The following is a 21,916-nucleotide window of genomic DNA, read 5'->3' on the forward strand; positions in this document are numbered from 1 at the left end:
GTCGGGGCCCAGGTCATCCACGCCATCCCGGACCTGGTGGCCGCACCGCCGGGGATCGTGGTGCACCCGGTCGCCACGCCGTACCGGGCGTAGCTCCTCGCCTTGTGCAGCTGAGCGCGGCCCATCGGCCACGCTCAGCTGCACCACCGGGTCAGTGCTTGGTCGACAGTTCGGCCGCGGCCAACAGCCTGCCGAGGCCGCGCTCGTAGCGGACCGGGTCCAGCGCGAGCCGGGCCCGGGACTCGACGGCCATCCGGTCGGTGTCACAGGTCCACTCACCGCGCTCCATGGCCCGCAGCCCGGCGGCGGCGATGGTGCGCGGCTGCTCCTTGCTGCCCTGGACATGGGCAGCCATCCGGGTGTCGACCGACCCGACGATCAGCGAGGTCACCGTGATGGCCTTGGGCTCCAGCTCGGCCCGGGCGATGCCGCCCAGGCACAGGGTCGCCGCCTTCGAGGTGGAGTAGCCACCCATGAAGGCGGTCGGTGCGATCGCGGCGACCGAGAGCACGTTGACGATCGAGCCGCCGCCCTGGGCCGCGAGCACGGGCGCGAAGGCCCGGATCATGGCCAGCGGAGCGAAGTAGTTGACCTCCATCTCCCGCCGGGCGATCGCCTCGTCGGTGGTCTCGATCAGCCGGTCGTTGCCGAAGTAGCCCGCGTTGTTGACCACCACATTGACGTCGGTGCACTCGGCAGCCGCGGCCGAGACGTCGTCGGCGTCGGTGACCTCCAGCCGGACGATCTCCGCACCGGTGGCCAGCAGCTCGTCGGTGGCGGTGTCGGGGTCGCGCAGGCCGGCGTAGACCTTGGCGGCGCCGCGAGCCAGCGCCTCCTCGACGAAGGCCAGGCCGATGCCCCGGTTGGCGCCGGTGACCAGCAGCCGGGCTCCCTGCACCCGCGCGCCGCGCAGCGTGGTCATGCCTCGTCTCCGGTGGGAGCCAGCGAGTCGGCGTAGAGCACGTCGTGGGGGTACTTCTCGCTGCGCCGCAGCGGGCTGTCGGGGCCGGCGATGAGGCCGAACGCCCAGGTCTCGCTCTTGTCCATGTCGTGGTTCCAGTCCCAGCGCAACACCCGGTGCTTGATGCCCCAGCGGTCCTCAACGCGAGCCAGCTCATCGACGATGCGCGCGCAGGTGAGGGTGTCGGCGACCACGCCGTCGGGGCGTCGTACCCGCGCGAAGGCCAGGATGTAGGACTCGGCCCGGGCGCTGTCGCCGTCCAGGTCGATGAGGATGTTGGTGGTCAGGTGGCTGGTGAGCGCGCGCGGATGGGTGAGGTTGGCGCCGATCGAAGCGAGGTAGTCGGCGGCCGGCCCGACGAAGAGGCCGCCGTGGTCCTCGGTGGCGCCGGGCAGGTAGCACCCGGCGATGAGGTCGAGGTCGCCGCGGTCGATGCCGCGCATGTAGCGCACCAGCAACTCGTGGATCTCCTGCTTGTCCAGGAGCCCGCGCAAGGCGTCGGCGGGCTGAGCAGGGGTGGATGAGGTCATGTCGTTCCTTCCGGGACGGGTCCGAGCGAACCTACTCGCTCTGTTTGTGATAGTAATGGACCTCACACCCCCTGTGCCCGCATGAACGAGATGTGGAGATTTGCCCGATGACTGCACTGCGCGGTTTGCATCCCGCCGACCGGATCGCCCGCTACCAGGAGCGAGGCTGGTGGACCGACGAGACGGTCGACCGGCTCTTCCTGGAGCGGGTCGCCGAGGGCGGCGATCGGATAGCGATCATCGACCCGGCCAATCGCCCGGCCCTGCTGGGCTCCGAGCCCCGGCGAGTGACCTGGGCCGAGCTCGGTGACGAGGTCTACGGCCTCGCCGCCCGGCTGCTCGACCTCGGCCTCGGTCAAGGCCAGGTGCTCGCCGTACAGCTGCCCAACACCATCGAGCTCGCCGAGGTCTACTGGGCCGCCTGGCTCATCGGCGTGACGGTCTCGCCGATGCCGGTGCAGTACCGCGAGCACGAGGTGCTCGACATGGGCAACCGGGCCGAGTTCGCGGTGGCCATCGTGGCCTCGAGGTTCGGGGACCGTACGCCGCTGCAGGAGTGGACCTCGATCCAGGACCGGATCCCGTCGTTGCGCACCATCGTCACCTTCGGCGACCCGAGCGAGGCCACCGACGGCATCCCCCACCTGGTGCCGGCGGCCGCCACCGAGGAGGATCGTGCCCGAGTCGACGCCTACCGCGCGGAGCACCCGGTCGATCCCAACGACTGCATGACCATCTGCTGGACCTCGGGCACCGAGGGCGTCCCGAAGGGGGTGCCGCGGGCGCACTACGAGTGGATGGCGATGTCGTGGGCGACCACCGAGGCGCCTCGCCTGACCAAGGACGATGTCGTCCTCAACCCGTTCCCGATGGTCAACATGGCGGGCATCAACGGCGTGCTGCTGGCCTGGCTGCGCTCGGGCTGCACCGTGGTCCAGCACCACCCGTTCGACCTCGGCGTCTTCCTCCAGCAGATCCAGGACGAGCGGGTCAGCTATACCTGCGCGCCCCCGGCGCTGCTGATGATGCTGCTCCACAACGAGGGCCTGATGGCGAAGTACGACCTGAGCAGCCTGACCCGGCTCGGCTCCGGCTCGGTCCCGCTGCAGCCGGCGATGGTGCGCGGCTGGCAGGAGAAGCACGGTGTCGGCGTGATCAACTTCTTCGGCTCCAACGAGGGCATCGCGCTGCTCTCCAGCGTCGAGGACTTCCCCGACCCCGACGACCGGGCGCGCTACTTCCCGCGCTACGGCGCCGAGGGCGTGCACTGGTCCTCGCGGGTCTCGGAGTGGATCCAGCTCAAGCTCGTCGACCTGACGACCGGCGAGGAGATCACCGAGCCGGGTCGGCCCGGTGAGCTGCGCCTCGGCGGTCCCACGGTCTTCCCCGGCTATCTCGGCGGCACCGGCGACCCGTTCGACGAGGACGGCTATCTCAAGACCGGTGACATCTTCGAGATCGCCGGCGATCGCAACCAATTCCTCAAGTACGTCGACCGGGCCAAGGACCTGGTGATCCGCGGCGGCATGAACATCGCGCCGGTCGAGCTGGAGGCGCTGATCGCCGAGCATCCGGCCGTCGCCGAGGTGGCCGTGGTCGGCGATCCCGACGAGGTGCTCGGCGAGCGGGTCGCGGCGATCGTGGTGCTGACGCCGGGCCACACGCTCACCTTCGAGGAGCTGGTCCAGTTCTTGCGGGATCGCAAGATCGCGTCGTACAAGCTGCCCGAGCGGCTCGAGATCCTGACCGCGCTGCCCCGCAACCCGGTGGGCAAGATCCTCAAGCGAGAGCTGCGCAAGCTGCCGGCCGAGAGCGGGAGCCGATGAGCGACACGACAGTGACCGACGCGGCATCGGCGGAGGCCGACCGGATCGACGCGGAGGTTGCCGCCGACGACACGGTGAGCTTCAGCCGGGAGGGCTACGAGCGTCGCCGGCCGACCTGGGACGACTCCGACATGAGCCACGTCGCCGGCAAGACCGTGGTCGTCACCGGCGCGACCAACGGCCTCGGCCTGGCCGCCGCCACCGACCTGGCCGCGCTCGGCGCCCACGTCGTCATCGTCGGACGCGACCCCGAGCGCACTCCCGCGGTGGCCGACCGGATCGCGGCGGAGACCGGCAACGACCAGGTCGAGTGGGTGCTGTGCGACCTCGCCTCGCTGGCCTCGGTGCGCGCCGCGGCGGCCGAGCTGCTGACGCGGCTCCCGCGCATCGACGTGCTGCTCAACATCGCCGGGCACATGGTCGACGACCGGCAGGAGTCGGTCGACGGCTACGAGCTGACCTGGGCCACCAACATGATCGGCCCCTACCTGCTCACCGAGCTGCTTCTCGACCGGCTCGCCGAGTCGGCGCCGGCCCGGCTGATCGAGATGACCTCCGGCGGCGCCTACAGCCAGCGGATCGACCTCGGCGACCTCGACGGCACCCGCGAGGAGTACGAGCCGAAGGCGGTCTACTCCCGCACCAAGCGCGCCCAGATCATCGTCACCGAGGTCCGCGCCGAGCAGCTGGCCGACCGGGGCGTCGTCTGCCATGTCACCCACCCCGGCTGGGCGGTCACGCCCGGCCTGATGAACAGCGCCTCGATGGCGACCTTCGTCAACCGGTTCGGCGACGTGCTGCGCACCGCCTCGCAGGGCGCCGACACCGCCGTCTGGCTGGCCTCGGCCGACGAGCCCGCACGCAGCAGCGGTCTGTTCTGGCACGACCGCCGACCGCGCGAGACCCACCGGGTCGAGGCGACCCGGGAGACCCAGGCCGAGCGCGACGAGCTGATCGCCACCCTGCGCCGGGTCACCGGCCTCGAGGGCTGAGCGCGGGAGCTGTCAGACGACCACGAGGTCGAGACCCGGATCCAGTGATGCCCACGTCACGCCGCGCCCTGGGTGCCTGAGCGACCGAGGACTTCGTCGGCCCAGACGCGCTCCTCAGCAGTCATCGGGCCGCCGGTCTCCTCCAATGCCTTGGCAAGCATCGGGCCCCAGCCCGTGATGTCCTCCAGCGAGGTCCGCACGGCGTGTAGGACGAAACCCGACACGCTGTCGGCCTTGCCTGCCTCGACCAGCTCACGGACCGCCTCGACGGTTGCCTTAGGCAGCGTGACGGTGACCTTCTGGGTGTTAGCTATACCGATCACCATACTGACCGGTGAGCTGCCGGTCGAGCGGGTGGAACGGTCAGGGCGTGGCGGCGGTGACCTCGGCGAAGCGGGCGGCGGCGGCGGCGTACTCCTGCTCGAGTTGGTCGACGATGGTCGCCACCGGCTCGATCGAGCGGATGACCTGGAGGCCCTGGCCGGCGGCCCAGAGGTCCTTCCAGCGGGTGGCGGAGGCGTTCGCGGAGTCGTAGTCGCGCTGGCCGGGCTTGACGAGGTTGTCGGGGTCGAGGCCGTTGGCGAGCAGGCTCGGCCGCAGCCAGGAGGCGTCGGTGCCGGTGATGCCGTCGCTCACGATCAGGTCGTCGGGACCGTGGTCGACGATCATCTGCTTGTAGGCCTCCGGCGCCATGCTCTCCTTGGCGGCGAGGAACCGGGTGCCCATGTAGACCAGGTCCGCCCCGGCCGCGATGGCGCCGGCGATGCCGTGACCGTCGGCGATGCCGCCGCCGATCGTGACGATGCCGTCGAAGAACTCGCGGATGGCGGAGACGAATGCGAACGGCGAGAGGTGACCGGTGTGTCCACCGGCGCCGGCCGAGACCGCGGCCAGCCCGTCCACGCCGGCCTCCACGGCCTTCCTGGCCAGCGCGATGGAGACCACGTCGGCGATGACCGTGCCGCCGTACCCCTTCACGACCTCCATCACCGGCTTCGGCGAGCCGAGCGCGGTGATGACGATCTCCGGCTGATACTCCGCGACGAGCGCCAGGTCCTCGGCCAGCCGGGTGTTGCTGCGGTGGGTCACCAGGTTGATCGCCCAGGGCGCGTCGGTCTGCGGGTCGAGCTGGTCGGTGATGGTGCCCAGCCACCGGTCGAGGTCCGCCGCGGTGCGGCAGTTGGGGCTGGGGAAGGAGCCGATGACACCCGACTTGGCGGCGGCGACCACGAGCTCCGGCCCGGAGACGAGGAACATCGGCGCGGCCACGACAGGGAGTCGCACCCGCTCGAATCCTGGGAAGGTCACGTCATCTCTCCTCACCAGCGCCGGAGTACGGCGCGAACTGTGGTGGTCTGCGCTCGAGGAAGCTCGCCACCCCTTCTCGGAAGTCTGCGGAGCCGAGCACGTCGGGCAGGATCGCGTCGACCGACTCGACCGCGTCGCGCACCCGGGGCAGCCAGGGCTCGTTGAGGTGGTGCTTGAGCATCGCCATCGAGGACGGCGCGCACTTGGCGGCCATCTCGGCGGCCAGCTCCAGAGCGCGATCGTACGGCGTCGGGGAGAGCTCGTGGACCACCCCGAGCCGGTGCGCCTCGGTGCCGTCGAAGGTGCGGCCGGTGAGCAGCAGGTCGGCCGCGGCCGCGTCGCCGGCCGCCCGGGAGAGCAACGCTCCCATCCCGTGCATCGGCGGCAGCGCGCGGCGGGCGAACGCGGTGGTGAACCGGGTGGTGGGCGCGGCGATCCGGAGGTCGCACAGCAGCGCCTGCGCCAGACCCACTCCGGCGCAGGCGCCCTCGACGGCGGCGATCACCGGCTTCGGCAGCGTCATGGCGAACCACTCCGGCTGCTCGATCAGGGCCATGTCCGGGTTGGTGGCGCCGGTGTCGCTATAGCCCTGCAGCGCCTCGGTGTCGGCGCCGGGGCAGAAGGTGCCCTCGGCCCCGGTCACCACGATCACCGCGACGTCGTCCGCGACAGCGAGCTCCGCCAGCGCGCCGAAGTAGGCGGCCTGCAGCGGCACGGTCCAGGCATTGTGACGATGTGGACGGTTGAGCGTGACAGTCGCCGTCCCGGGCGCGTCTCGGGTCACCAGCACGTCTGACATCGTTCGGCCCTCCTCTGTCCTGGTGGCTGTCGATAACTGACCTTTGATCGCTCACGGCAGGTCGTTCGCGAGCATATCCCACCGATTCGTGACTTGCTATCTAGTAGTAAATGGCGAATCGCACTACAGTGCGAGACATGGAGCTGTTCACTGAGGAGCAGAGCCGGCAGCTGGTCGAGCAGGGCTGGTGGAGCGACATCACCTGGTCCGACTGCCTGGCGGCGGCGGTGGCCGCGCATCCGGACCGGACCTCGCTGGTCGACGCGCCGAACCGGTCGGCGTTCACCCGCGGCGAGCCCAGGTCGCTCACCTGGGCCGAGGTCGACACCGAGGTACGGCGGCTCAGGACTGCCCTGCACGAGCTCGGCGTGCGGCAGGGCGGCGTGGCCGCCGTGCAGCTGCCGAATGTCGTCGAGCTGCCCATCGCGCTGGTCGCCGCTGCCGGGCTCGGCGCCGTCGTCGTACCGCTGCCGGTGCAGTACCGCTCCCACGAACTGGCCCGGATGTGCGAGCTCGCCGAGGTGGAGGTCTTCGTGACCACCCGGCTGGTCGCCGGCCGCGACCTCGCCGCCGAGGCGCTGCCGCTGCTGGCCCAGGTGCCGTCGCTGCGCGCCGTCGCGGCCTTCGGCGGCGAGCCGACGGACGACCGGATCGTCGACCTGGACGACACCGGCTGGGTCGCCGATGCCGCGCAGGCCGAGGCCTACGTCGCCGGGCTGACGCTGCGGTCGAAGGACCCGGTCACCATCGTGTGGACCTCGGGCACCGAGGGCTTCCCCAAGGGCGTGCCGCGGGCCTACGGCGAGTGGGAGGTGCTCGGCACCGCCTGCGGCGAGTCGGCGCGGGTCACCGCCGCGGACATCCTGCTCAACCCGTTCCCGATGGTGAACGGTGGCGGCCTGGCCGCGATGTTCATGGCCTGGCTGCTGTACGGCGCCACCCTGGTGCAGCACCAGCCCTTCGACCTCGACGTCTTCTGCGGTCAGATCGACGAGCACCAGGTGACCTACACCTGTGCGCCGCCGCCGGTGCTCAACGCGGTCGTCTCCGGTGACGGCGTCGACTACGACCTGTCCTCGCTGCGCGCCGTCTCCTCCGGCTCGGCCCCGCTCGCCGGCTGGATGATCGAGGCCTGGGAGCGTGGCCGGGGCGTGGAGGTGCTCAACCTGTTCGGCTCCAACGAGGGCGGGATGCTCTTCTCCGAGCCGGAGACGCTGCCCGACCCGTCCCAGCGCGGCCGGCTGTTCCCGCGCTACGGCATCGCGGAGATGCCCTACCGCACCAGCGTCGCCCGGGCGATGAGCCTGCGGCTGGTCGACCTGGAGACCGGCGCGGAGGTCACCGGCCCCGGCGTGCCGGGGGAGCTGCGGCTCAAGGGCCCGGCGATCTTCTCCGGCTATCTGGGTCTGGGCCGGTCCGGCTTCGACGACGACGGCTGGTTCTGCACCGGCGACGTCTTCGAGGTCAGCGCCGAGGACCCCCGGCTGCTGGTCCATGTCGACCGGGCCAAGGACCTGATCGTGCGCGGCGGCTTCAAGATCTCCGCCGCGGAGATCGAGGCCATCGTCGGTGCCGATCGGCGGGTGGGCGAGGTTGCCGCCGTCGCCGAGCCGGACCAGCGACTCGGCGAGCGACTCTGCCTCTTCGTCGTACCGGCCGATCCGGCGCGACCGCCGAGCCTGGACGACGTCATCGGGATCGTGCGGGAGGCCGACGTCGCGAAGTTCAAGTGGCCCGAGCGGCTCGAAATCGTCGACGCGCTGCCCCGCAACGCCATCGGCAAGGTACTCAAACGGGAGCTGCGCGAACGACTCCGCAGCGAAGTCAAGGAAGGAAGCGTGTGATGGGGAACCTCCGCTTGCGTCAGGTGGTGCTGCTCACCGGGGATCTGACCGGCTCCCTGGCCGCGGCCAGGGCGGCGTTCGGCTTCACCGGCGGCGTCCGGGACGAGCCGGGCATGGCCGAGCTCGGTTTCGCGCACGAGGTCTACACCTTCGGCGACACCTTCCTGGAGATCTGCGCGCCGCTGTCGGCCGACTCACCGCACGGCCGGCTCGTCGCGGAGGGCGACCTCGGCTATATGGCAGTGGTCCAGGTCGGCGACCTCGCCGGCGTGGTGGGGCGCGCCGCCGAGCAGGGCATCGAGCCGGTGCTGCACCAGGACTACGGCGGCCACCCGATCTCGCAATGGCACCCGAAGGCGCTGGGCACACTGGCGGAGATCGACGAGATCGACCCGCCGGAGACCTGGCACTTCGCTCCGGAGATCTTCGAGCACCGCTCGACCGGCGTCGCCACGGACATCGTGGGTGCCGCCATCGCGGTCGACGACCCGACCGCGATGGCACGCCGCTGGGCCGACCTGCTCGGGCTGGAGGCCGCCGGCACCCGGGTCCGGCTCGGTTCCGAGCAGCTGGACTTCGTCGAGACCGGCGGGGGCAGGCGGGGGCTGCGTTCGGTCGACGTGCTCGCGGCGGACCCCGCGCGAGCCGGGGACACGCTCACCCTGTGCGGCGTCGACTTCCACTTCGTGGCGGGCTGAGTCGTGGACGAGCGGATCAAGTACGACGTCTCCGACGGCATCGCCACGATCACCATCGACCGGCCGGAGAAGCGCAATGCGCTGACCTACTCGATGTACGGCGCCATTCGCGAGCACACCCTGGAGGCCGACGCCGACCCGCAGATCGGCGCGATCATCCTGACCGGCGTGCCGGGTCAGTACTGCGCCGGCACCGACCTGAGCGAGCTGCGCGAGGTGGGCCTGGAGGAGAAGCCGGAGGACCGGCTCAGCCACCGGGACGGCTCGCACTGGTTCTTCTGGAATGCCACCACCCCGGTGATCGCCGCCATCGACGGCCCCGCAGCCGGCCTCGGCGTCGAGCTCTCCACGCAGGCCGACTTCCGGATCGCCTCGGAGAACGCGCGGTTCTCCTGGATCTTCGTGCAGCGCGGCCTGATCCCCGACGCCGGGATGGGCACCTGGCTGCTGCCGCAGATCGTGGGACTGCAGCAGGCCAAGCGGCTGGTGCTCAGTGGCGACTTCATCGACGCCGAGGAGGCCAGGCGCATCGGGTTCCTGCTCGACGTCGTACCGGCCGAGGGGCTCCTCGACGCGGCCCGCGCGCTGGCCAAGTCCGTCTCGTCGGGATCGCCGTTCGCGATCGCCCGGGCCAAGAGCCTGCTCAACTGGTCCTCCTCGCGCACCCGCGACGAGCACCTGGTCGAGCATGTCACCGCGCTCACCGAGTGCCAGCAGTCCGAGGACCACCGCGAGGGCGTCGCCGCCTTCCTCGCCAAGCGGCCGGCGGTCTTCACCGGCCGCTGACCCCCTCCCCCGCCGAGAGGTCTCCCATGGCCCCCCGAGAGGTCTCTCATGGCCCCCCGAGAGGTCCCGGATCGCCCTACAGGGACCCGATCTTGCCCTCGAAGCGGATCTCGGTCCGGCGAAGCGGCTGGTTGCAGGCGTTGCAGGTGTGCTGGGGGACCAGCTCCTGGCCGCACGGGACGTGGGTCAGCGAGAGACCGGAGTGGCCGTCCTCGGAGAGCCAGCGCTGCGCCCAGCCGTTGATCGTCGTGGTGACGTCGAAGAAGTCGAGCGCCTTGGGGGTCAGCCGGTACTCCGGCCGCCGGGCGCTCGCCGGCTCGTCGCGGGTCATCAGCCCCGCCTCGACGAAGAGGTTGAGCCGCTGGGCCAGCGTGACCGGGGAGATGCCGAGGTTGGCCTGGAAGTCGTTGAAGCGATGCGTCCCGGTGAACGCGTCGGAGAGCAGGAATGTCGACCACCGGTCGCCGAGCACGCCGGTGGCATCGATGTCCGCGGTCAACGAGGGGGAGCGGCGACCGCGCCGATAGGAGAAGTCCGCGAGCAACTGGTCGTCGACCTTGCCCCGTACGTCGCGAGCGGTGACCCCGATCGCGCCACAGCAGCCGCAGCCGAAGACCGGCCGGACCACGTTGTCGCAGGGCAGATGGCGCAGCTGGGTCCGTGCGTCGCGGTGGTGGCGGCCCGCCCATCGGCGATCCCAGGCCCACATCGCGACCAGCACCTGCCAGAGCTCGAGGCCGCGGTCGGTGAGCAGGTAGTCGTAGCGCGGCGGATTGGTCTGGTAGCGGTGGGTCTGCAGGATCTCGGCGTCGACGAGCGCGTTGAGGCGCCGCGACAGCACCGGGTCGGAGATGGACAGCGTCTTGCGCACGTCCTGGAAGCGGCGCTTGCCGATGAAGACCCACATGACGATGCGCAGGGTCCACATGTCGCCGAGCAGCGCCAGGGCCTGCCCCAGGGCGGACCTGTGGCTCTCTGGATCGCCGTTCTTCTCAGCCATCTCATCCCTTCGTGCCGCGCAGTCTAGGCGGCGCCGGCCAGCGCCCGGCTCGCGGCGTCGAGAGCCGCCCCGACACCACCAGCTCCGCGTCGGCTGGTCACAGGTTAGCAACTATTGAGAAAGTCACTACAAGAAGCAGAGTCAGAGGTTGACTCACCCTCTGTTACGCAGATATAAAGCGAGGCAGCGCTTGTCGAGTGACTGCAGTCACAGGCCAACAGTGACACAGGTCACCTTGATGAGCCACTCTGAAATCAAACGAACTTCTTTAAGAGAAGGTGCCTGATGCTCAAGGTCGTAGACGTTGCCCTTCGCTTCGGCGGAGTGACGGCACTCGATCACGTGGGCTTCGAGGTCGATGACGGTGAGATCTGCGGCCTGATCGGCCCGAACGGTGCCGGCAAGACGTCGCTCTTCAATTGCGTCACCCGGGTCTACCGCCCCGACTCCGGGTCGATCACCTACGGCGACGTCGACCTGCTGGCGCTGCGCCGCCACCAGATCATCCGTGCCGGCGTCGCCCGTACCTTCCAGAACCTCGCGCTGTGGCCGGCCCTGACCGTCCTGGAGAACGCGATCGCGGGGGCGCACGGCGTGTCGACCCCGCACCTGATCCCCTCCCTCGTCGGCTGGCCGGGCGCGCGCAAGGCGACCAGACAGGTCGAGCGGGACGCCTGGGACCTGCTCGAACGGCTCGACCTGCTCCAGGTGGCCCACCAGCCGGCCGCCGGCCTGCCCTTCGGCACGCTGAAGCGGGTCGAGTTGGCGCGCGCGCTGATCAGCCGGCCCACGATGCTGCTGCTCGACGAGCCGGCCGGCGGCCTCACCCACAGCGAGGTGGCCGAACTGGGCGAGCTGATCCGGTCGCTGCGCGACGAGCGCGGCTTCAGCGTGCTGCTGGTCGAGCACCACATGGGCCTGGTCATCGGCATCTGCGACCACGTCGTCGCGATGGACTTCGGCCGCACGATCGCCGACGGCTTGCCGGCGGAGGTCCAGCGCAATCCGGAAGTCATCGCCGCCTACCTGGGGAAGTCCGCATGAGCGAGCCGACCGCGCCGACGAGCACGAACCACCTGCTCGAGGCCGAGAACATCGTCACCGGGTACGGCGGCGCCGCGGTGCTCCACGGCATCTCCCTGGCCGTCGACCCTCACGAGGTCGTGGTGGTGCTCGGGGCGAACGGCGCCGGGAAGTCGACGCTGCTGGCGACGCTGTCCGGCCAGCTGCCTTTCAAGGGCACGCTCAAGGTGGACGGCCGGGCCGTAAGCCGGACGCGCCCCGACGTCATGCTCGGTCGTGGCGTCAGCCTGGTGCCCCAGGGCCGTGGCACCATGACCGCCCTCTCGGTGCTGGACAACCTGCGGCTCGGCGCGGTCACCCGCAAGGACAAGCGGGCCGTCGAGGAGGATCTCGACCGCTGGTTCGACGTCTTCCCGCGGCTCGCGGACCGCCGTGCGCAGACCGCGGGCCTGCTCTCCGGCGGCGAGCAGCAGATGCTGGCCATCGCCCGGGCCCTGATGAGCCGGCCGCGGCTGTTGATGTGCGACGAGGTCAGCCTCGGGCTCGCACCGGTGATCGTGCAGGGCATCTTCGCCACGCTGCGTGACATCAACCGTGACTCGGGTACGGCGCTGTTGCTGGTCGAGCAGAACGCCGAGCTCGCGTTGGAGATCGCCTCCCGGGTCTATCTGCTGGAGGTCGGCGAGGTCACCGCCAGCGGATCTGCGGAGGCCTTCCGCGCCGACGACACCATTCGCGCCGCCTACCTCGGCTACTGACAAGGGAGATTCGCATGGACATCCTGCTCGCGCGGCTCTTCTCGGGCGTCACCAACGGCTCGGTGTGGGTGATGATCGCCCTCTGCCTGGTGATCGTCTTCCGCAGCGCCTCGACCATCAACTTCGCGCAGGGCGAGTTCGCCCTGTTCACCTGCTACGTCTCCTGGTGGCTCACCGAGCAGGGCTGGAACATCTGGCTCGCCGTGATCCCGGGCATGCTCGTCGGCTTCCTGCTCGGCGCCCTCGCCGAGCGCTGGCTGGTGCGTCCGGTGCGCAAGCACGACGAGACAGCGGTGCTGATCATCGGGCTGGCCCTGTTCACGGGCCTCAACGGCCTCGACGGCTGGATCTGGGGCTCCGACGACAAGGTCTTCCCGAAGATGCTGCCCTCGGGCACCGACTCCTACCTCAGCATCGGCGAGGCTCGCCTCTACTACGACACCATCGCGATCTTCCTGATCATGGTCGCCGTCGTCGTCGCGCTCACCGTCTTCTTCAACCGCACCAGCATGGGCCTGCAGATGCGGGCGGTCGCCAACAACCCCGCGTCCGCCGCGCTGTGCGGCGTCAGCGTGGGACGGGTGCTCACCATCTCGTGGGGCCTCTCCGGCGCGATCAGCGCGCTGGCTGGCGCCCTGCTGATCCCGCTGGTGCCCCCGCAGCAACTCGGACTCAGCGGCATGTTCAACGTCCTCATCTTCGCCACCGCGGCAGCGCTGCTCGGCGGCCTCGACAGCGTCAAGGGCGCCGTCGTGGGCGGTCTCGGCCTGGGCATCGGGCTCTCGCTGCTCAACGGCTACGTGGAGTTCCTCGGTGGTCAGCTCTCGCTGACCACCGCGCTGGTCGTCATCGTCGTGATCCTTCTGGTACGCCCCACCGGTCTGTTCGGGGCTCGTCGTCTGGAGCGAGTGTGAAACTCCCTGTCGTCGTCAAGCGCGACTCTGCGGCGTACCGCGGTCTGTATGTCGCTGCCCTGATCGCGATCGCCGTCCTGGTCTTCTGGGGAAGCACCCTCGAGCGCTTCGAGATGGGCCAGGTCACCCGCGTGATGATCTTCGCCATCGCGATCGCGGGGCTCAATATCGCGACCGGCTACACCGGCCTGCTCTCGGTCGGCCACTCGGCGTTCTTCGGCATCGGCGCCTACACCACCGGCATCTTGGTGGTGAAGCACGACTGGGCCGCCTGGGCGACCATCCCGGTGTCCGCCTTCGTCTGCCTGATCGTCGGGCTCCTGGTCGGATTGCCGGCGCTGCGGATCCGGGGCCTCTACCTCGCGATGGTGACGCTCGCCTTCGCGGTCGCCTTCCCGGAGATGGTCGCCCGCTTCGACGGCCTGACCGGCGGCTCGAGCGGCATGTCCATCCCGCGCGCCCTGCTGCGGCCGCCGGAGTGGTCCGGCTACGCGCTCGGCCAGAAGGATGTGTGGCTCTACTGGGTCGCGATCGTGGTCCTGCTGGTCACCATGTACCTGATCCGGTCGCTGATCCGCAGCAGGTACGGGCTGGCCATGACCGCCGTCCGGCAGAACGAGATCGCGGCCGCCTCTTCCGGCATGAACATCGCGGTGGTCAAGGTCGCGATGTTCGGGATCTCGGGCGCCATCACCGGTGCCGCCGGCGGACTGTTCGCGATGTACCTCGGCAGCCTCTACGCCGAGGGCTCCTTCACCCTGCTGGCCGGCATCACCCTGCTGATCGGCCTGGTGATCGGCGGTGAGCGCACCCTGCTGGGCCCGCTCATCGGCGGCGTCATCACCGTCTACGTGCCCTACTACACCTCCGACCTCGGACAAGGCCAGGCCTCCGCGGTGCTCTTCGCCGTGGTCTTGATCCTGGTGATCTTCCTCGCCCCCTCGGGAATCGCGGGAGGCCTCGGCCGGCTGGGACGCCGGTTCGTCGTGTTCCGCCCCGCACGTCCGGCGCCCGTCGCCGGTCGGTCCGCAAATCCACCCGATGCGCATCGAGCACCGCCCGTGCCCGATGGCTCACTCACTGTCAAGGAAAGGCAGGACTCATGACCGCATACCGCAACACGGCCAGGTGGCGCCGCGGACTCGCGCTCCCGGTGCTGGCCGTCACCACCAGCCTGGTGATCACCGCCTGCGGCGGCTCCAGCAGCGACGACGAGGCCAGCGGCAGCAATGACGACAGCAGCTCCTCGAGCACCGGCTCCGACAGCGCCTTCTCGGTCAATGTCGATGACTGCGAGGACCCCGAGGCCGCCACCGAGACGATCGAGGGCACCCTCAAGATCGGCTACAGCGCGCCGCTCTCCGGCCCGGTCGCCGGCGTCGTCGAGGAGGCCCTGATCGGCTTCCGCGCCGGCCTGAAGGCGATCAACGACGCCGGCGGCATCAACGGCGTCAAGGTCGAGGCCATCTACAAGGACGACCAGTTCGCGCCGGACAAGGCGAAGGCCAACGGCACCGAGTTCATCGAGAAGGAGGACGTCGACACCCTCGACACCTTCGGCGCCGGCGCGCTGAGCGGCATGGTCGACGACCAGAACGCCGCCTGCGTCCCGATGCTCTACCCGAGCTCGAGCGACCCGCAGTACAGCGACATCGAGACCTACCCCTGGACGGTGCAGTACCTGCCCTCGGCTGCCGTCGAGACCAAGTTCCTGGTGAAGTATCTCCAGAGCAAGGTCAGCGACCCGACCATCGGCATCGTCGAGAACGCCGCGGCCAGCGGCAAGGCGGCCGCGGAGGCGTTCAAGGCGGCAGCCGAGGACGCCGGGCTGACGATCGTCAAGGAGGTCGAGGACACCGACCCGGCCGCCGCGGCGACCACGATGAAGGAGGCCGGCGTCAACGTGATCTACCACGCGGGCGTGGTGGGCACCTGCGGCGCCTTCGACACCGCCCGCGAGCGGATCGACTACCACCCCGACCTCGAGCTCAAGGCGAGCAACTGCGTGAGCGCCGAGGAGTACATCGCTGCCGGCCCGGGCGCCGACGGTGTGACCCTGGCGAAGTACCTCAAGGACACCGGGGACGCGACCTACGCGAACGACGAGGACGTCAAGGAGTACGTCGCGGCGATCGGCTCCGACGGCGACCCGAACGACACCATCACCCAGTCCGGTTGGATGGTCGCCATGCTGCTGAAGACCACGCTCCAGCAGGCTGCGGACTCCGACGAGGGGCTGACCCGAAAGTCCATCATCGAGGCCGCCCGTGACCAGGACTACGCGGCGCCGCTGCTGATGCCGGGTATCAACTGGGTCAGCTCGGCGACCCGCCCGGCCGGCGTCAGCGGCTTCCAGGCTGTCAGCTGGGACGCCGACCAGCAGAAGTTCGTGGCGGATGGCGACGTGATCAGCGTCGACTGACCGACCACTAACCGCCGAGAGGTCCCGGATGGCCCCTCGAGAGGTCGCAAGATGACCGATCGAGGGCGCGGTCCGGGACCTCTCGGGTTTTGTGGTTCTTCGTGGGCTATCCGGGACTTCTCGGGGGGCTATCCGGGACCTTTCGGGGGGCGATCCGGGACTTCTCGGGGGGCCATCCGGGACCTTTCGGGGGGCCATCCGGGACCTTTCGACAGGCGGTGGGTGCCCTCAGCCCTTGAGGAACTCCAGCGACTCGTGGTCGAGGAGGGTGTCGGCGAGTCGGCCCAGGTGGAAGCGGCCGTCGCCCCACAGCCGCTCGATGGCCTCGAGGCGGGCGGTGTAGTGGCCGACGGCCAGCTCGGCGGTCATGCCGACACCGCCGTGGAGCTGGATCGCGTCGCGGCCGATCAGCCGGCCGGACTCGCTGAGCTGGACGGCGAGCCGCGAGGCGATGTCGGGGTCGAGGACGCCCTCGGCCAGCGCCAGCGAGGCGTGCAGGGTCAGGCTCCGGGCGAGCTCCTGGGCGACGTACAGGTCTGCCGCGCGGTGGGTGAGCGCCTGGAACGCCTTGAGCGGGACGCCGAACTGCTTGCGGGTGCCGAGATAGGACACCGTCATGGCGACCGCGGCCTCCATGGCGCCGAGCGCCTCCGCGCCGTACGCCGTCAGGGCACGCACCGAGGCGGCCATCAGCAGGGTGTGGGTCAGCTCGGCGTCGGCCAGCGGCACGGCGCGTGCGTCGGCGAGCTCGATCCGGGCGACCGGGGTGTCGTCGAAGCTGGTGCCGGCGTGGGTGCTGACGCCGTCCTGGCCGGCGTCGACGAGGAAGAGCCGGGTGCCGTCGGCCGCGACCGCCGAGACCAGCAGCGTGTCCGCATCGGCGCCGTAGAGCACCGGCTCCTTGGTGCCGGTCAGCCGCCAGCCGTCCTCGGTCTCCGAGGCGGTGACGCCCCAGGCGGAGGTGGACCACCGGCTGCGCGGCTCGTCGTGGGCCAGGACCGCCAGCCGGCTGCCGTCGGCGATGCCGTCGAGGACGGCCGTGACGGTGGCCTGGTCCGGCAGCTCAGCGAGCAGCTGGCCGGCGACCACGACCGCCTCGACGAACGGCTGCCGCAGCCCGGCCCGGCCGATCTCCTGGGCGACGATCATCACCTCGATGGCGCCGGCGTCGGCGCCGCCGACGCGCTCGGGGAGTGCCATCGCGAGGACGCCGAGCTCGGCGAGCGCCGACCAGGTCTCGCGCCAGGCCTCGATGTCAGTGCCGGCGCGGCCGGCGAGCAGCCGGGCCACGGACTCGCGGAGGGCGAGCTGTTCGGGTTCGAAGGTCACGTCCATGTCTGTCCCTAGAGTCAGAGGCCCAGGACCGAGGAGGCGATGATGCCCCGCTGGATCTCGTTCGAGCCGCCGTAGATCGACACCTTGCGGGTGTTGAGGTGGAACGCCGCCGCCCGCCGCGCCCAGGCGGTGATGCCGGAGCCGTCGTCGGCCTCGGCGGCGAGGGCATCCCCGCCGGCCAGGTCGAGCACGAACGCCACGACGTCCTGCAACAGCTGGGTGCCGCGCAGCTTGAGGACCGACGAGGCAGGGTCCGGCTTGCCGTCGGCGGACTCGCCGACGACCCGCAGCGCGGTCACCTCCAGGGCGGCCAGCTGCACCTCCAGCTCGGCGAGCCGCATCGCGACCGCGCGGTCGTCGATGAGGGCGCTGCCGTCGGCCAGCCGCTCCTGCGCGAACCGCTTCGCCTGGGTGAGCCGCAGCTTGGTGTGCCCGATCTGGGCGACGCTGACCCGCTCGTTGCCGAGGAGGTACTTCGCGTAGTCCCAGCCCTTGTTGACCTCGCCCACGAGCTGATCGGCCGGCACCCGGACGTTGTCGAAGAAGACCTCGTTGACCTCGGCGTCGCCGTCGATGAGCCGGATCGGCCGCACCGTGATGCCCGGCGACTTGAGGTCCACGAGGAGGAAGGAGATGCCCTGCTGTCGCTTGGGCGCGTCGGGGTCGGTGCGGACCAGGCAGAAGATCCAGTCCGACATGTGCGCCAGGCTGGTCCAGGTCTTCTGCCCGTTGACCACCCACTCGTCGCCGTCGAGCACCGCGGTCGTGCGCACCGAGGCCAGGTCCGAGCCGGCCTCCGGCTCAGAGAAGCCCTGCGCCCAGAAGATGTCGCAGGAGGCGGTGGGGGGCAGGAAGCGGCGCTTCTGCTCCTCGGTGCCGAAGGCCAGCAGCACCGGTCCCACCAGATGGGTGTTGGAGCTCAGCGGCGGGAAGACACCGGCCCGGTAGAGCTCCTCGGACCAGATGTGCCGTTGCAGCGGGGTCCACGGCTTGCCGCCCCACTCCACCGGCCAGTGCGGCACCGCGATCCCGGCCTCGAAGAGCACCTGGTGGGTGCCCACGACCCAGTCGCGCTCCAGCCGGGCGCCGGACAGGAACGGCTCGCGCAGCCGCATCGGCACCTGGTTCTCGAAGAAGTCACGCAGCTGGAGCTGGAAGGCGGCGAGGTCGGGAGGAAGCGCGAGTTGCACCCTCCTTGAATAGCAGTTCGAGGCCGTGCGGGCAACTGTCTGAATAGCAGTTATGAGAGATTTGTGCGAGACGCTTGCCTTGTAGGGAGCGTGGATTCAAGATCTGGTCTGAATGTCGTAACTGTAGTAAGAAGGACATTGTGAGCAACCCCACAGTGCAGGCCGAGAGGTTCCCCGACAAGGCCGCGGTGATCATGGCGGAGACTGGCGCGACCCTCACCTATCGCGAGCTCGACGCCGCCTCCGCGCGGTTGGCGCAGGCGCTCCACGCCGCCGGGCTGCGGCCCGGCGACCATGTCGCCTCGGCGGTGGCCAACCACCTGATGAGCCCGGTCGTCTACTGGGCCGCGATGCGCTCCGGGCTCTACTTCACCCCGGTCAACACCTACCTGCGCGCCGCCGAGGCGAGGTACGTCGTCGAGAACTGCGAGGCGAAGGCGGTCGTCGTCGACGGCCGGCTGGGCGACCTTGCCGCGGGCCTGGTCGACGACGCGTTGCCGCTCGCGCTCCGGCTGAGCATCGGCCAGTCGCTGCCCGGCTTCGAGGAGCTCGACGCGGTGCTCGCCCGCTACCCCGCCGAGCCGCTGGCCGAGCAGCCGCTCGGCCTCACCATGGTCTACAGCTCCGGCAGCACCGGCCGGCCGAAGGGGATCCGGCGGCCACTGTCCGGGGCGTCGTACGCCGAGGGCAACGCCGCCTTGCTCGGCTACGTCAAGAGCGCCTACGACGTCGACGAGCGCGCGGTCTGTCTCAGCCCCGCCCCGCTCTACCACGCGGCACCGCTCTCCTTCACGACCGCGGTCGAGGGCTGGGGCGGCACCGTGGTGCTGATGGAGCGGTTCGACCCGGAGGGCTTCCTCGCCGCGATCGAGAGGTACGGCGTCACCCACACCCTCGTCGTGCCCACCATGATGGTGCGGCTGCTGCGGCTCGACGACTCGGTCCGCGAGGCGGCCGACCTGAGCTCGCTTCGCTTCGCCATGCACGGCGCCAGCCCGTGTCCGGTGCCGGTCAAGCGGGCGATGATCGAGTGGTGGGGCCCGGTGCTGATGGAGTACTACGCGGGCAGCGAGGACAACGGCTCGACCGTCATCACCTCCCAGGAGTGGCTCGCCAAGCCGGGCTCGGTGGGCAAGGCCTTCGGCGGCTGCGTCCTGCACGTCTGCGACGAGGCTGGCGCCGACCTGCCGGTGGGGGAGCGCGGTGTCGTCTACTTCGAGTCGCCGGGATCGCGCACCTTCGAGTACCACGGCGAGCCGGCGAAGACCGACGCCACCCGGCACCCCGTGCACTCGGACTGGACCACGCTCGGCGACATCGGCTACCTCGACGAGGACGGCTACCTGTTCCTCACCGACCGCACCGACTACATGATCATCTCGGGCGGGGTGAACATCTCCCCGCAGGAGATCGAGGACGTCATCATCGGCCACCCGGCGGTCCTCGACGTCGCCGTGTTCGGCATCCCCAACCCGGAGTTCGGCGAGGAGGTCAAGGCGGTCGTCCAGCTGGCCGATCCGAGCGCGACCGGGCCGGGGATCGGCGAGGAGATCCGGGAGTACGTCAGGGACCGGCTGGCCCGCCACAAGGTGCCCCGGACGGTGGACATCGTCGAGGCGCTGCCCCGCTCGCCGGCCGGGAAGCTCTACAAGCGCCAGCTGCGCGAGCGCTATCTCGACGCCGACAGCGGGCAGAAGCAGGGAGCATGATCGATCTGAGCGGCCGGACCGCGATCGTCACCGGCGGCGGGCGTGGCATCGGGGCGGCGGTGGCCAGGCTGCTGGCCCGGTGCGGTGGCAACGTCATGGTCGCCGACCTCGGCGCGGCGCTGGACGGCTCGGGCAGCGACGCCGCCCCGGCCGAGCAGACGGTCGAGGCGATCCGGCGGGACGGCGGCCGGGCGTCGTACTCCGTCTGCGATGTCGGCGACCTGGCCAGCGTCCAGGACATGTTCGCCGCCACCCTGGCGGAGTTCGGGGGAGTGGACGTGGTCGTCAACGTCGCGGGGAACCTGCGCGACCGGACGATCTGGAATATGACCGAGGAGGAGTGGGACTCGGTCATCCGGGTCCATCTCAAGGGCACCTTCAACACCTGCTCCACCGCGGCCCGGCACTGGCACGACCTGAACGACCCGGCCGGCGGCTTCCGGCTCGTCAACTTCGTCTCCGCCGCCGGGCTCTACGGCGCCTTCGCCCAGCCCAACTACAGCGCCGCCAAGATGGGCATCGTCGGCCTGACCTACTCGCTGGCTGCGTCGCTGCCGAGGTACGGCGCCACGGCCAACTGCGTCGCGCCGCTGGCCGCCACCCGGATGGCGGCCAGCGTCCCCGACGAGAAGAACCCGCTGCGCGACCGCGCCGACATGGACGTCGACTATGTCGCACCGATCGTGGCCTACCTGGCCAGCGAGCGGTCCGGCTGGAGCAACGGCCGGATCTACGACGCCGGCCTGTCCCGGTTCAAGGTGCTCGGCTGGATCGACTCGATCGGCCAGATCGACACCGACGGCCCCTGGGACCTGGACACCCTGCCCGACCGGATCGAGGCCGTGCTGTGCCCGGCCCACGAGGCAAATCCCCAGCCGTCGATCCTGGCGGAGCTGGGCCTCTCCTCCGAGGCTCCCTAGCGGGCTCGCTCAAACACGTTCTCAGCCCTCGCGGCGGCGTACCAGCGCCTCCTGCGCCACGTGCCCGACGGTGGTGCCCTCGCGGTCGAAGATCGAGGCCATCACCAGCGCCCGGGAGGCGTGCGCGCCGGGACTGGCGTGCTCGAAGAGCAGCCACTCGTCGGCCCTGGTGTCGCGGTGGAACCAGACGGTGTGGTCGAGCGAGACCGCGTTCCAGTCCTGGGCGAGCTGCTTCTCGTGGCCGAGGTCGTAGCCGTGCGGGATCACCGCCGCGGAGATGAGCATCAGGTCGCTGGCATAGGCCATCGCCGCCCGGTGGTAGAGCGGGTCGTCGCCGAGGTCGTGGATGGCGCGCATCCAGACGTTGCGCGGCGCCGCGGCCGAGGGGGAGCGCCCAGGGGAGGTCACGGGGTCGGGGTCGCCGACCGGCTCCACCCGGATCTCGACGGCGGAGAGCCCGTCCCAGTACTGGCCGAGGCCGCCATGCGGCTCGGCGAGGTCCTGGAGGCTGATGCTCTCCTCGGGGGTAGCGCCGCTGGGGTTGCCACGGCTGTGCGAGATGCCGCCCTCGAGCTCGGTCAGGGAGAGCATCGACCGGCAGATCAGCCGGCTGCCCTGCCAGGCGTCCACCTGGCGGGAGGAGACCGAGGCGCCGTCGCGCAGCGAGTGCACCTCGTAGGTCACCGGGGTGTCGACCTGGCCGGCCCGCATGAAGATGGTGTGCAGCGAGTGGACGCTGCGCTCGCGCGGCGCGCTGAGCCCGGCGGCCACGACCGACTGGGCGACCAGCTGCCCGCCGAACAGGTGGGGGAGCCCTTGGCCGTCGGCGCGGCCGATCCAGGTGGTCGGGCTCTCGGGCCGGAGGTCGAAGAGGTCGGTCAGGGTGAGGAGGTCGCTCATG

At 70.3% G+C, this 21,916-nt stretch carries 21 protein-coding genes; 12 read left to right on the top strand and 9 right to left on the bottom strand.

The window, feature by feature from the left end:
• Positions 1-151: 151 nt before the first annotated feature.
• Positions 152-922: an SDR family oxidoreductase gene (locus QM595_RS13900; RefSeq protein WP_415172163.1), complete on the bottom strand. Its 771-nt coding sequence runs from the start codon at positions 920-922 to the stop codon at positions 152-154.
• On the bottom strand, positions 919-1,491 hold the full coding sequence (locus QM595_RS13905) for a nuclear transport factor 2 family protein (RefSeq protein ID WP_415172164.1): 573 nt from the start codon (positions 1,489-1,491) through the stop codon (positions 919-921). The genes QM595_RS13900 and QM595_RS13905 overlap by 4 nt, the downstream gene beginning before the upstream one ends.
• A gap of 107 nt (positions 1,492-1,598) precedes the next feature.
• Between QM595_RS13905 and QM595_RS13910 the strand changes: the two genes are divergently transcribed.
• On the top strand, positions 1,599-3,317 hold the full coding sequence (locus QM595_RS13910; protein ID WP_415172165.1) for an AMP-binding protein: 1,719 nt from the start codon (positions 1,599-1,601) through the stop codon (positions 3,315-3,317).
• Entirely contained in the window at positions 3,314-4,309 is a 996-nt protein-coding gene (locus QM595_RS13915; protein ID WP_415172166.1) for an SDR family NAD(P)-dependent oxidoreductase, read from the top strand. The genes QM595_RS13910 and QM595_RS13915 overlap by 4 nt, the downstream gene beginning before the upstream one ends.
• Positions 4,310-4,365: 56 nt before the next feature.
• Here QM595_RS13915 and QM595_RS13920 read toward each other — a convergent pair whose 3' ends face one another.
• The 3 genes from QM595_RS13920 to QM595_RS13930 are packed head-to-tail and all read right to left on the bottom strand — an operon-like array spanning position 4,366 to position 6,407.
• The gene (locus tag QM595_RS13920) at positions 4,366-4,635 is read right to left on the bottom strand and encodes a ribbon-helix-helix domain-containing protein (protein WP_415172167.1); all 270 of its coding nucleotides are present in this window, start codon (positions 4,633-4,635) and stop codon (positions 4,366-4,368) included.
• A gap of 37 nt (positions 4,636-4,672) precedes the next feature.
• Positions 4,673-5,617 carry an NAD(P)H-dependent flavin oxidoreductase gene (locus QM595_RS13925; protein ID WP_415172168.1) on the bottom strand — a complete coding sequence of 315 codons (945 nt, stop codon included), beginning with the start codon at positions 5,615-5,617 and terminating at the stop codon, positions 4,673-4,675.
• 1 nt (position 5,618) lies between these two features.
• Entirely contained in the window at positions 5,619-6,407 is a 789-nt protein-coding gene (locus QM595_RS13930) for an enoyl-CoA hydratase-related protein (RefSeq protein WP_415172169.1), read from the bottom strand.
• 146 nt (positions 6,408-6,553) lie between these two features.
• On the opposite strand from QM595_RS13930, the gene QM595_RS13935 reads away from it, so the two are divergent.
• From QM595_RS13935 to QM595_RS13945, 3 genes are read left to right on the top strand one after another with little or no spacing between them, the layout of a single operon-like run.
• Positions 6,554-8,260, top strand: a complete 1,707-nt coding sequence (locus QM595_RS13935) for a class I adenylate-forming enzyme family protein (RefSeq protein WP_415172170.1) — start codon at positions 6,554-6,556, stop codon at positions 8,258-8,260.
• Positions 8,260-8,958 carry a hypothetical protein gene (locus tag QM595_RS13940; RefSeq protein WP_415172171.1) on the top strand — a complete coding sequence of 233 codons (699 nt, stop codon included), beginning with the start codon at positions 8,260-8,262 and terminating at the stop codon, positions 8,956-8,958. The genes QM595_RS13935 and QM595_RS13940 overlap by 1 nt, the downstream gene beginning before the upstream one ends.
• Before the next feature lie 3 nt (positions 8,959-8,961).
• A complete protein-coding gene (locus QM595_RS13945; protein WP_415172172.1) occupies positions 8,962-9,744 on the top strand; it encodes an enoyl-CoA hydratase/isomerase family protein in 783 nt (260 codons plus the stop codon).
• A gap of 76 nt (positions 9,745-9,820) precedes the next feature.
• Here QM595_RS13945 and QM595_RS13950 read toward each other — a convergent pair whose 3' ends face one another.
• Positions 9,821-10,744: a winged helix-turn-helix transcriptional regulator gene (locus QM595_RS13950; protein WP_415172173.1), complete on the bottom strand. Its 924-nt coding sequence runs from the start codon at positions 10,742-10,744 to the stop codon at positions 9,821-9,823.
• 285 nt (positions 10,745-11,029) lie between these two features.
• On the opposite strand from QM595_RS13950, the gene QM595_RS13955 reads away from it, so the two are divergent.
• Genes QM595_RS13955 through QM595_RS13975 form a run of 5 tightly spaced genes read left to right on the top strand, consistent with a single transcriptional unit; the run spans position 11,030 to position 15,861 of the window.
• On the top strand, positions 11,030-11,788 hold the full coding sequence (locus QM595_RS13955; protein ID WP_415172174.1) for an ABC transporter ATP-binding protein: 759 nt from the start codon (positions 11,030-11,032) through the stop codon (positions 11,786-11,788).
• Positions 11,785-12,525, top strand: a complete 741-nt coding sequence (locus QM595_RS13960; protein WP_415172175.1) for an ABC transporter ATP-binding protein — start codon at positions 11,785-11,787, stop codon at positions 12,523-12,525. Before QM595_RS13955 ends, QM595_RS13960 begins: the two co-directional genes overlap by 4 nt.
• Positions 12,526-12,539: 14 nt before the next feature.
• Positions 12,540-13,439: a branched-chain amino acid ABC transporter permease gene (locus QM595_RS13965; protein ID WP_415172176.1), complete on the top strand. Its 900-nt coding sequence runs from the start codon at positions 12,540-12,542 to the stop codon at positions 13,437-13,439.
• Positions 13,436-14,545, top strand: a complete 1,110-nt coding sequence (locus QM595_RS13970) for a branched-chain amino acid ABC transporter permease (protein ID WP_415172177.1) — start codon at positions 13,436-13,438, stop codon at positions 14,543-14,545. The genes QM595_RS13965 and QM595_RS13970 overlap by 4 nt, the downstream gene beginning before the upstream one ends.
• Positions 14,542-15,861, top strand: a complete 1,320-nt coding sequence (locus tag QM595_RS13975; RefSeq protein WP_415172178.1) for an ABC transporter substrate-binding protein — start codon at positions 14,542-14,544, stop codon at positions 15,859-15,861. Before QM595_RS13970 ends, QM595_RS13975 begins: the two co-directional genes overlap by 4 nt.
• 228 nt (positions 15,862-16,089) lie before the next feature.
• Here the strand turns inward: QM595_RS13975 and QM595_RS13980 are convergent, their stop codons facing one another.
• Complete coding sequence (locus QM595_RS13980) at positions 16,090-17,196, bottom strand: acyl-CoA dehydrogenase family protein (protein WP_415172179.1); 1,107 nt, start codon at positions 17,194-17,196, stop codon at positions 16,090-16,092.
• A gap of 14 nt (positions 17,197-17,210) precedes the next feature.
• Complete coding sequence (locus tag QM595_RS13985; protein ID WP_415172180.1) at positions 17,211-18,386, bottom strand: acyl-CoA dehydrogenase family protein; 1,176 nt, start codon at positions 18,384-18,386, stop codon at positions 17,211-17,213.
• 140 nt (positions 18,387-18,526) lie between these two features.
• On the opposite strand from QM595_RS13985, the gene QM595_RS13990 reads away from it, so the two are divergent.
• Positions 18,527-20,095: an acyl-CoA synthetase gene (locus QM595_RS13990; RefSeq protein WP_415172181.1), complete on the top strand. Its 1,569-nt coding sequence runs from the start codon at positions 18,527-18,529 to the stop codon at positions 20,093-20,095.
• Entirely contained in the window at positions 20,092-21,015 is a 924-nt protein-coding gene (locus QM595_RS13995; RefSeq protein WP_415172182.1) for an SDR family NAD(P)-dependent oxidoreductase, read from the top strand. Before QM595_RS13990 ends, QM595_RS13995 begins: the two co-directional genes overlap by 4 nt.
• A 21-nt stretch (positions 21,016-21,036) precedes the next feature.
• On the opposite strand, the gene QM595_RS14000 is transcribed toward QM595_RS13995, so the two are convergent.
• Positions 21,037-21,915 (bottom strand): acyl-CoA thioesterase, encoded by an 879-nt coding sequence (locus QM595_RS14000; RefSeq protein WP_415172183.1) that lies wholly within the window; start codon positions 21,913-21,915, stop codon positions 21,037-21,039.
• Between the last annotated feature and the right edge of the window lies 1 nt (position 21,916).

The organism is Nocardioides sp. (assembly GCF_047607185.1).
In the GTDB taxonomy this organism is placed as follows: domain Bacteria; phylum Actinomycetota; class Actinomycetes; order Propionibacteriales; family Nocardioidaceae; genus Nocardioides.

Bases quoted from the DNA above. Each gene is read 5' to 3' on its own strand.
- QM595_RS13935 (WP_415172170.1), top strand. From the start codon at position 6,554: ATGGAGCTGTTCACTGAGGAGCAGAGCCGGCAGCTGGTCGAGCAGGGC.
- QM595_RS14000 (WP_415172183.1), bottom strand. From the start codon at position 21,915: ATGAGCGACCTCCTCACCCTGACCGACCTCTTCGACCTCCGGCCCGAG.
- QM595_RS13910 (WP_415172165.1), top strand. From the start codon at position 1,599: ATGACTGCACTGCGCGGTTTGCATCCCGCCGACCGGATCGCCCGCTAC.
- QM595_RS13955 (WP_415172174.1), top strand. From the start codon at position 11,030: ATGCTCAAGGTCGTAGACGTTGCCCTTCGCTTCGGCGGAGTGACGGCA.
- QM595_RS13915 (WP_415172166.1), top strand. From the start codon at position 3,314: ATGAGCGACACGACAGTGACCGACGCGGCATCGGCGGAGGCCGACCGG.
- QM595_RS13950 (WP_415172173.1), bottom strand. From the start codon at position 10,744: ATGGCTGAGAAGAACGGCGATCCAGAGAGCCACAGGTCCGCCCTGGGG.
- QM595_RS13975 (WP_415172178.1), top strand. From the start codon at position 14,542: ATGACCGCATACCGCAACACGGCCAGGTGGCGCCGCGGACTCGCGCTC.
- QM595_RS13905 (WP_415172164.1), bottom strand. From the start codon at position 1,491: ATGACCTCATCCACCCCTGCTCAGCCCGCCGACGCCTTGCGCGGGCTC.
- QM595_RS13920 (WP_415172167.1), bottom strand. From the start codon at position 4,635: ATGGTGATCGGTATAGCTAACACCCAGAAGGTCACCGTCACGCTGCCT.
- QM595_RS13940 (WP_415172171.1), top strand. From the start codon at position 8,260: ATGGGGAACCTCCGCTTGCGTCAGGTGGTGCTGCTCACCGGGGATCTG.
- QM595_RS13900 (WP_415172163.1), bottom strand. From the start codon at position 922: ATGACCACGCTGCGCGGCGCGCGGGTGCAGGGAGCCCGGCTGCTGGTC.
- QM595_RS13960 (WP_415172175.1), top strand. From the start codon at position 11,785: ATGAGCGAGCCGACCGCGCCGACGAGCACGAACCACCTGCTCGAGGCC.
- QM595_RS13965 (WP_415172176.1), top strand. From the start codon at position 12,540: ATGGACATCCTGCTCGCGCGGCTCTTCTCGGGCGTCACCAACGGCTCG.
- QM595_RS13995 (WP_415172182.1), top strand. From the start codon at position 20,092: ATGATCGATCTGAGCGGCCGGACCGCGATCGTCACCGGCGGCGGGCGT.
- QM595_RS13980 (WP_415172179.1), bottom strand. From the start codon at position 17,196: ATGGACGTGACCTTCGAACCCGAACAGCTCGCCCTCCGCGAGTCCGTG.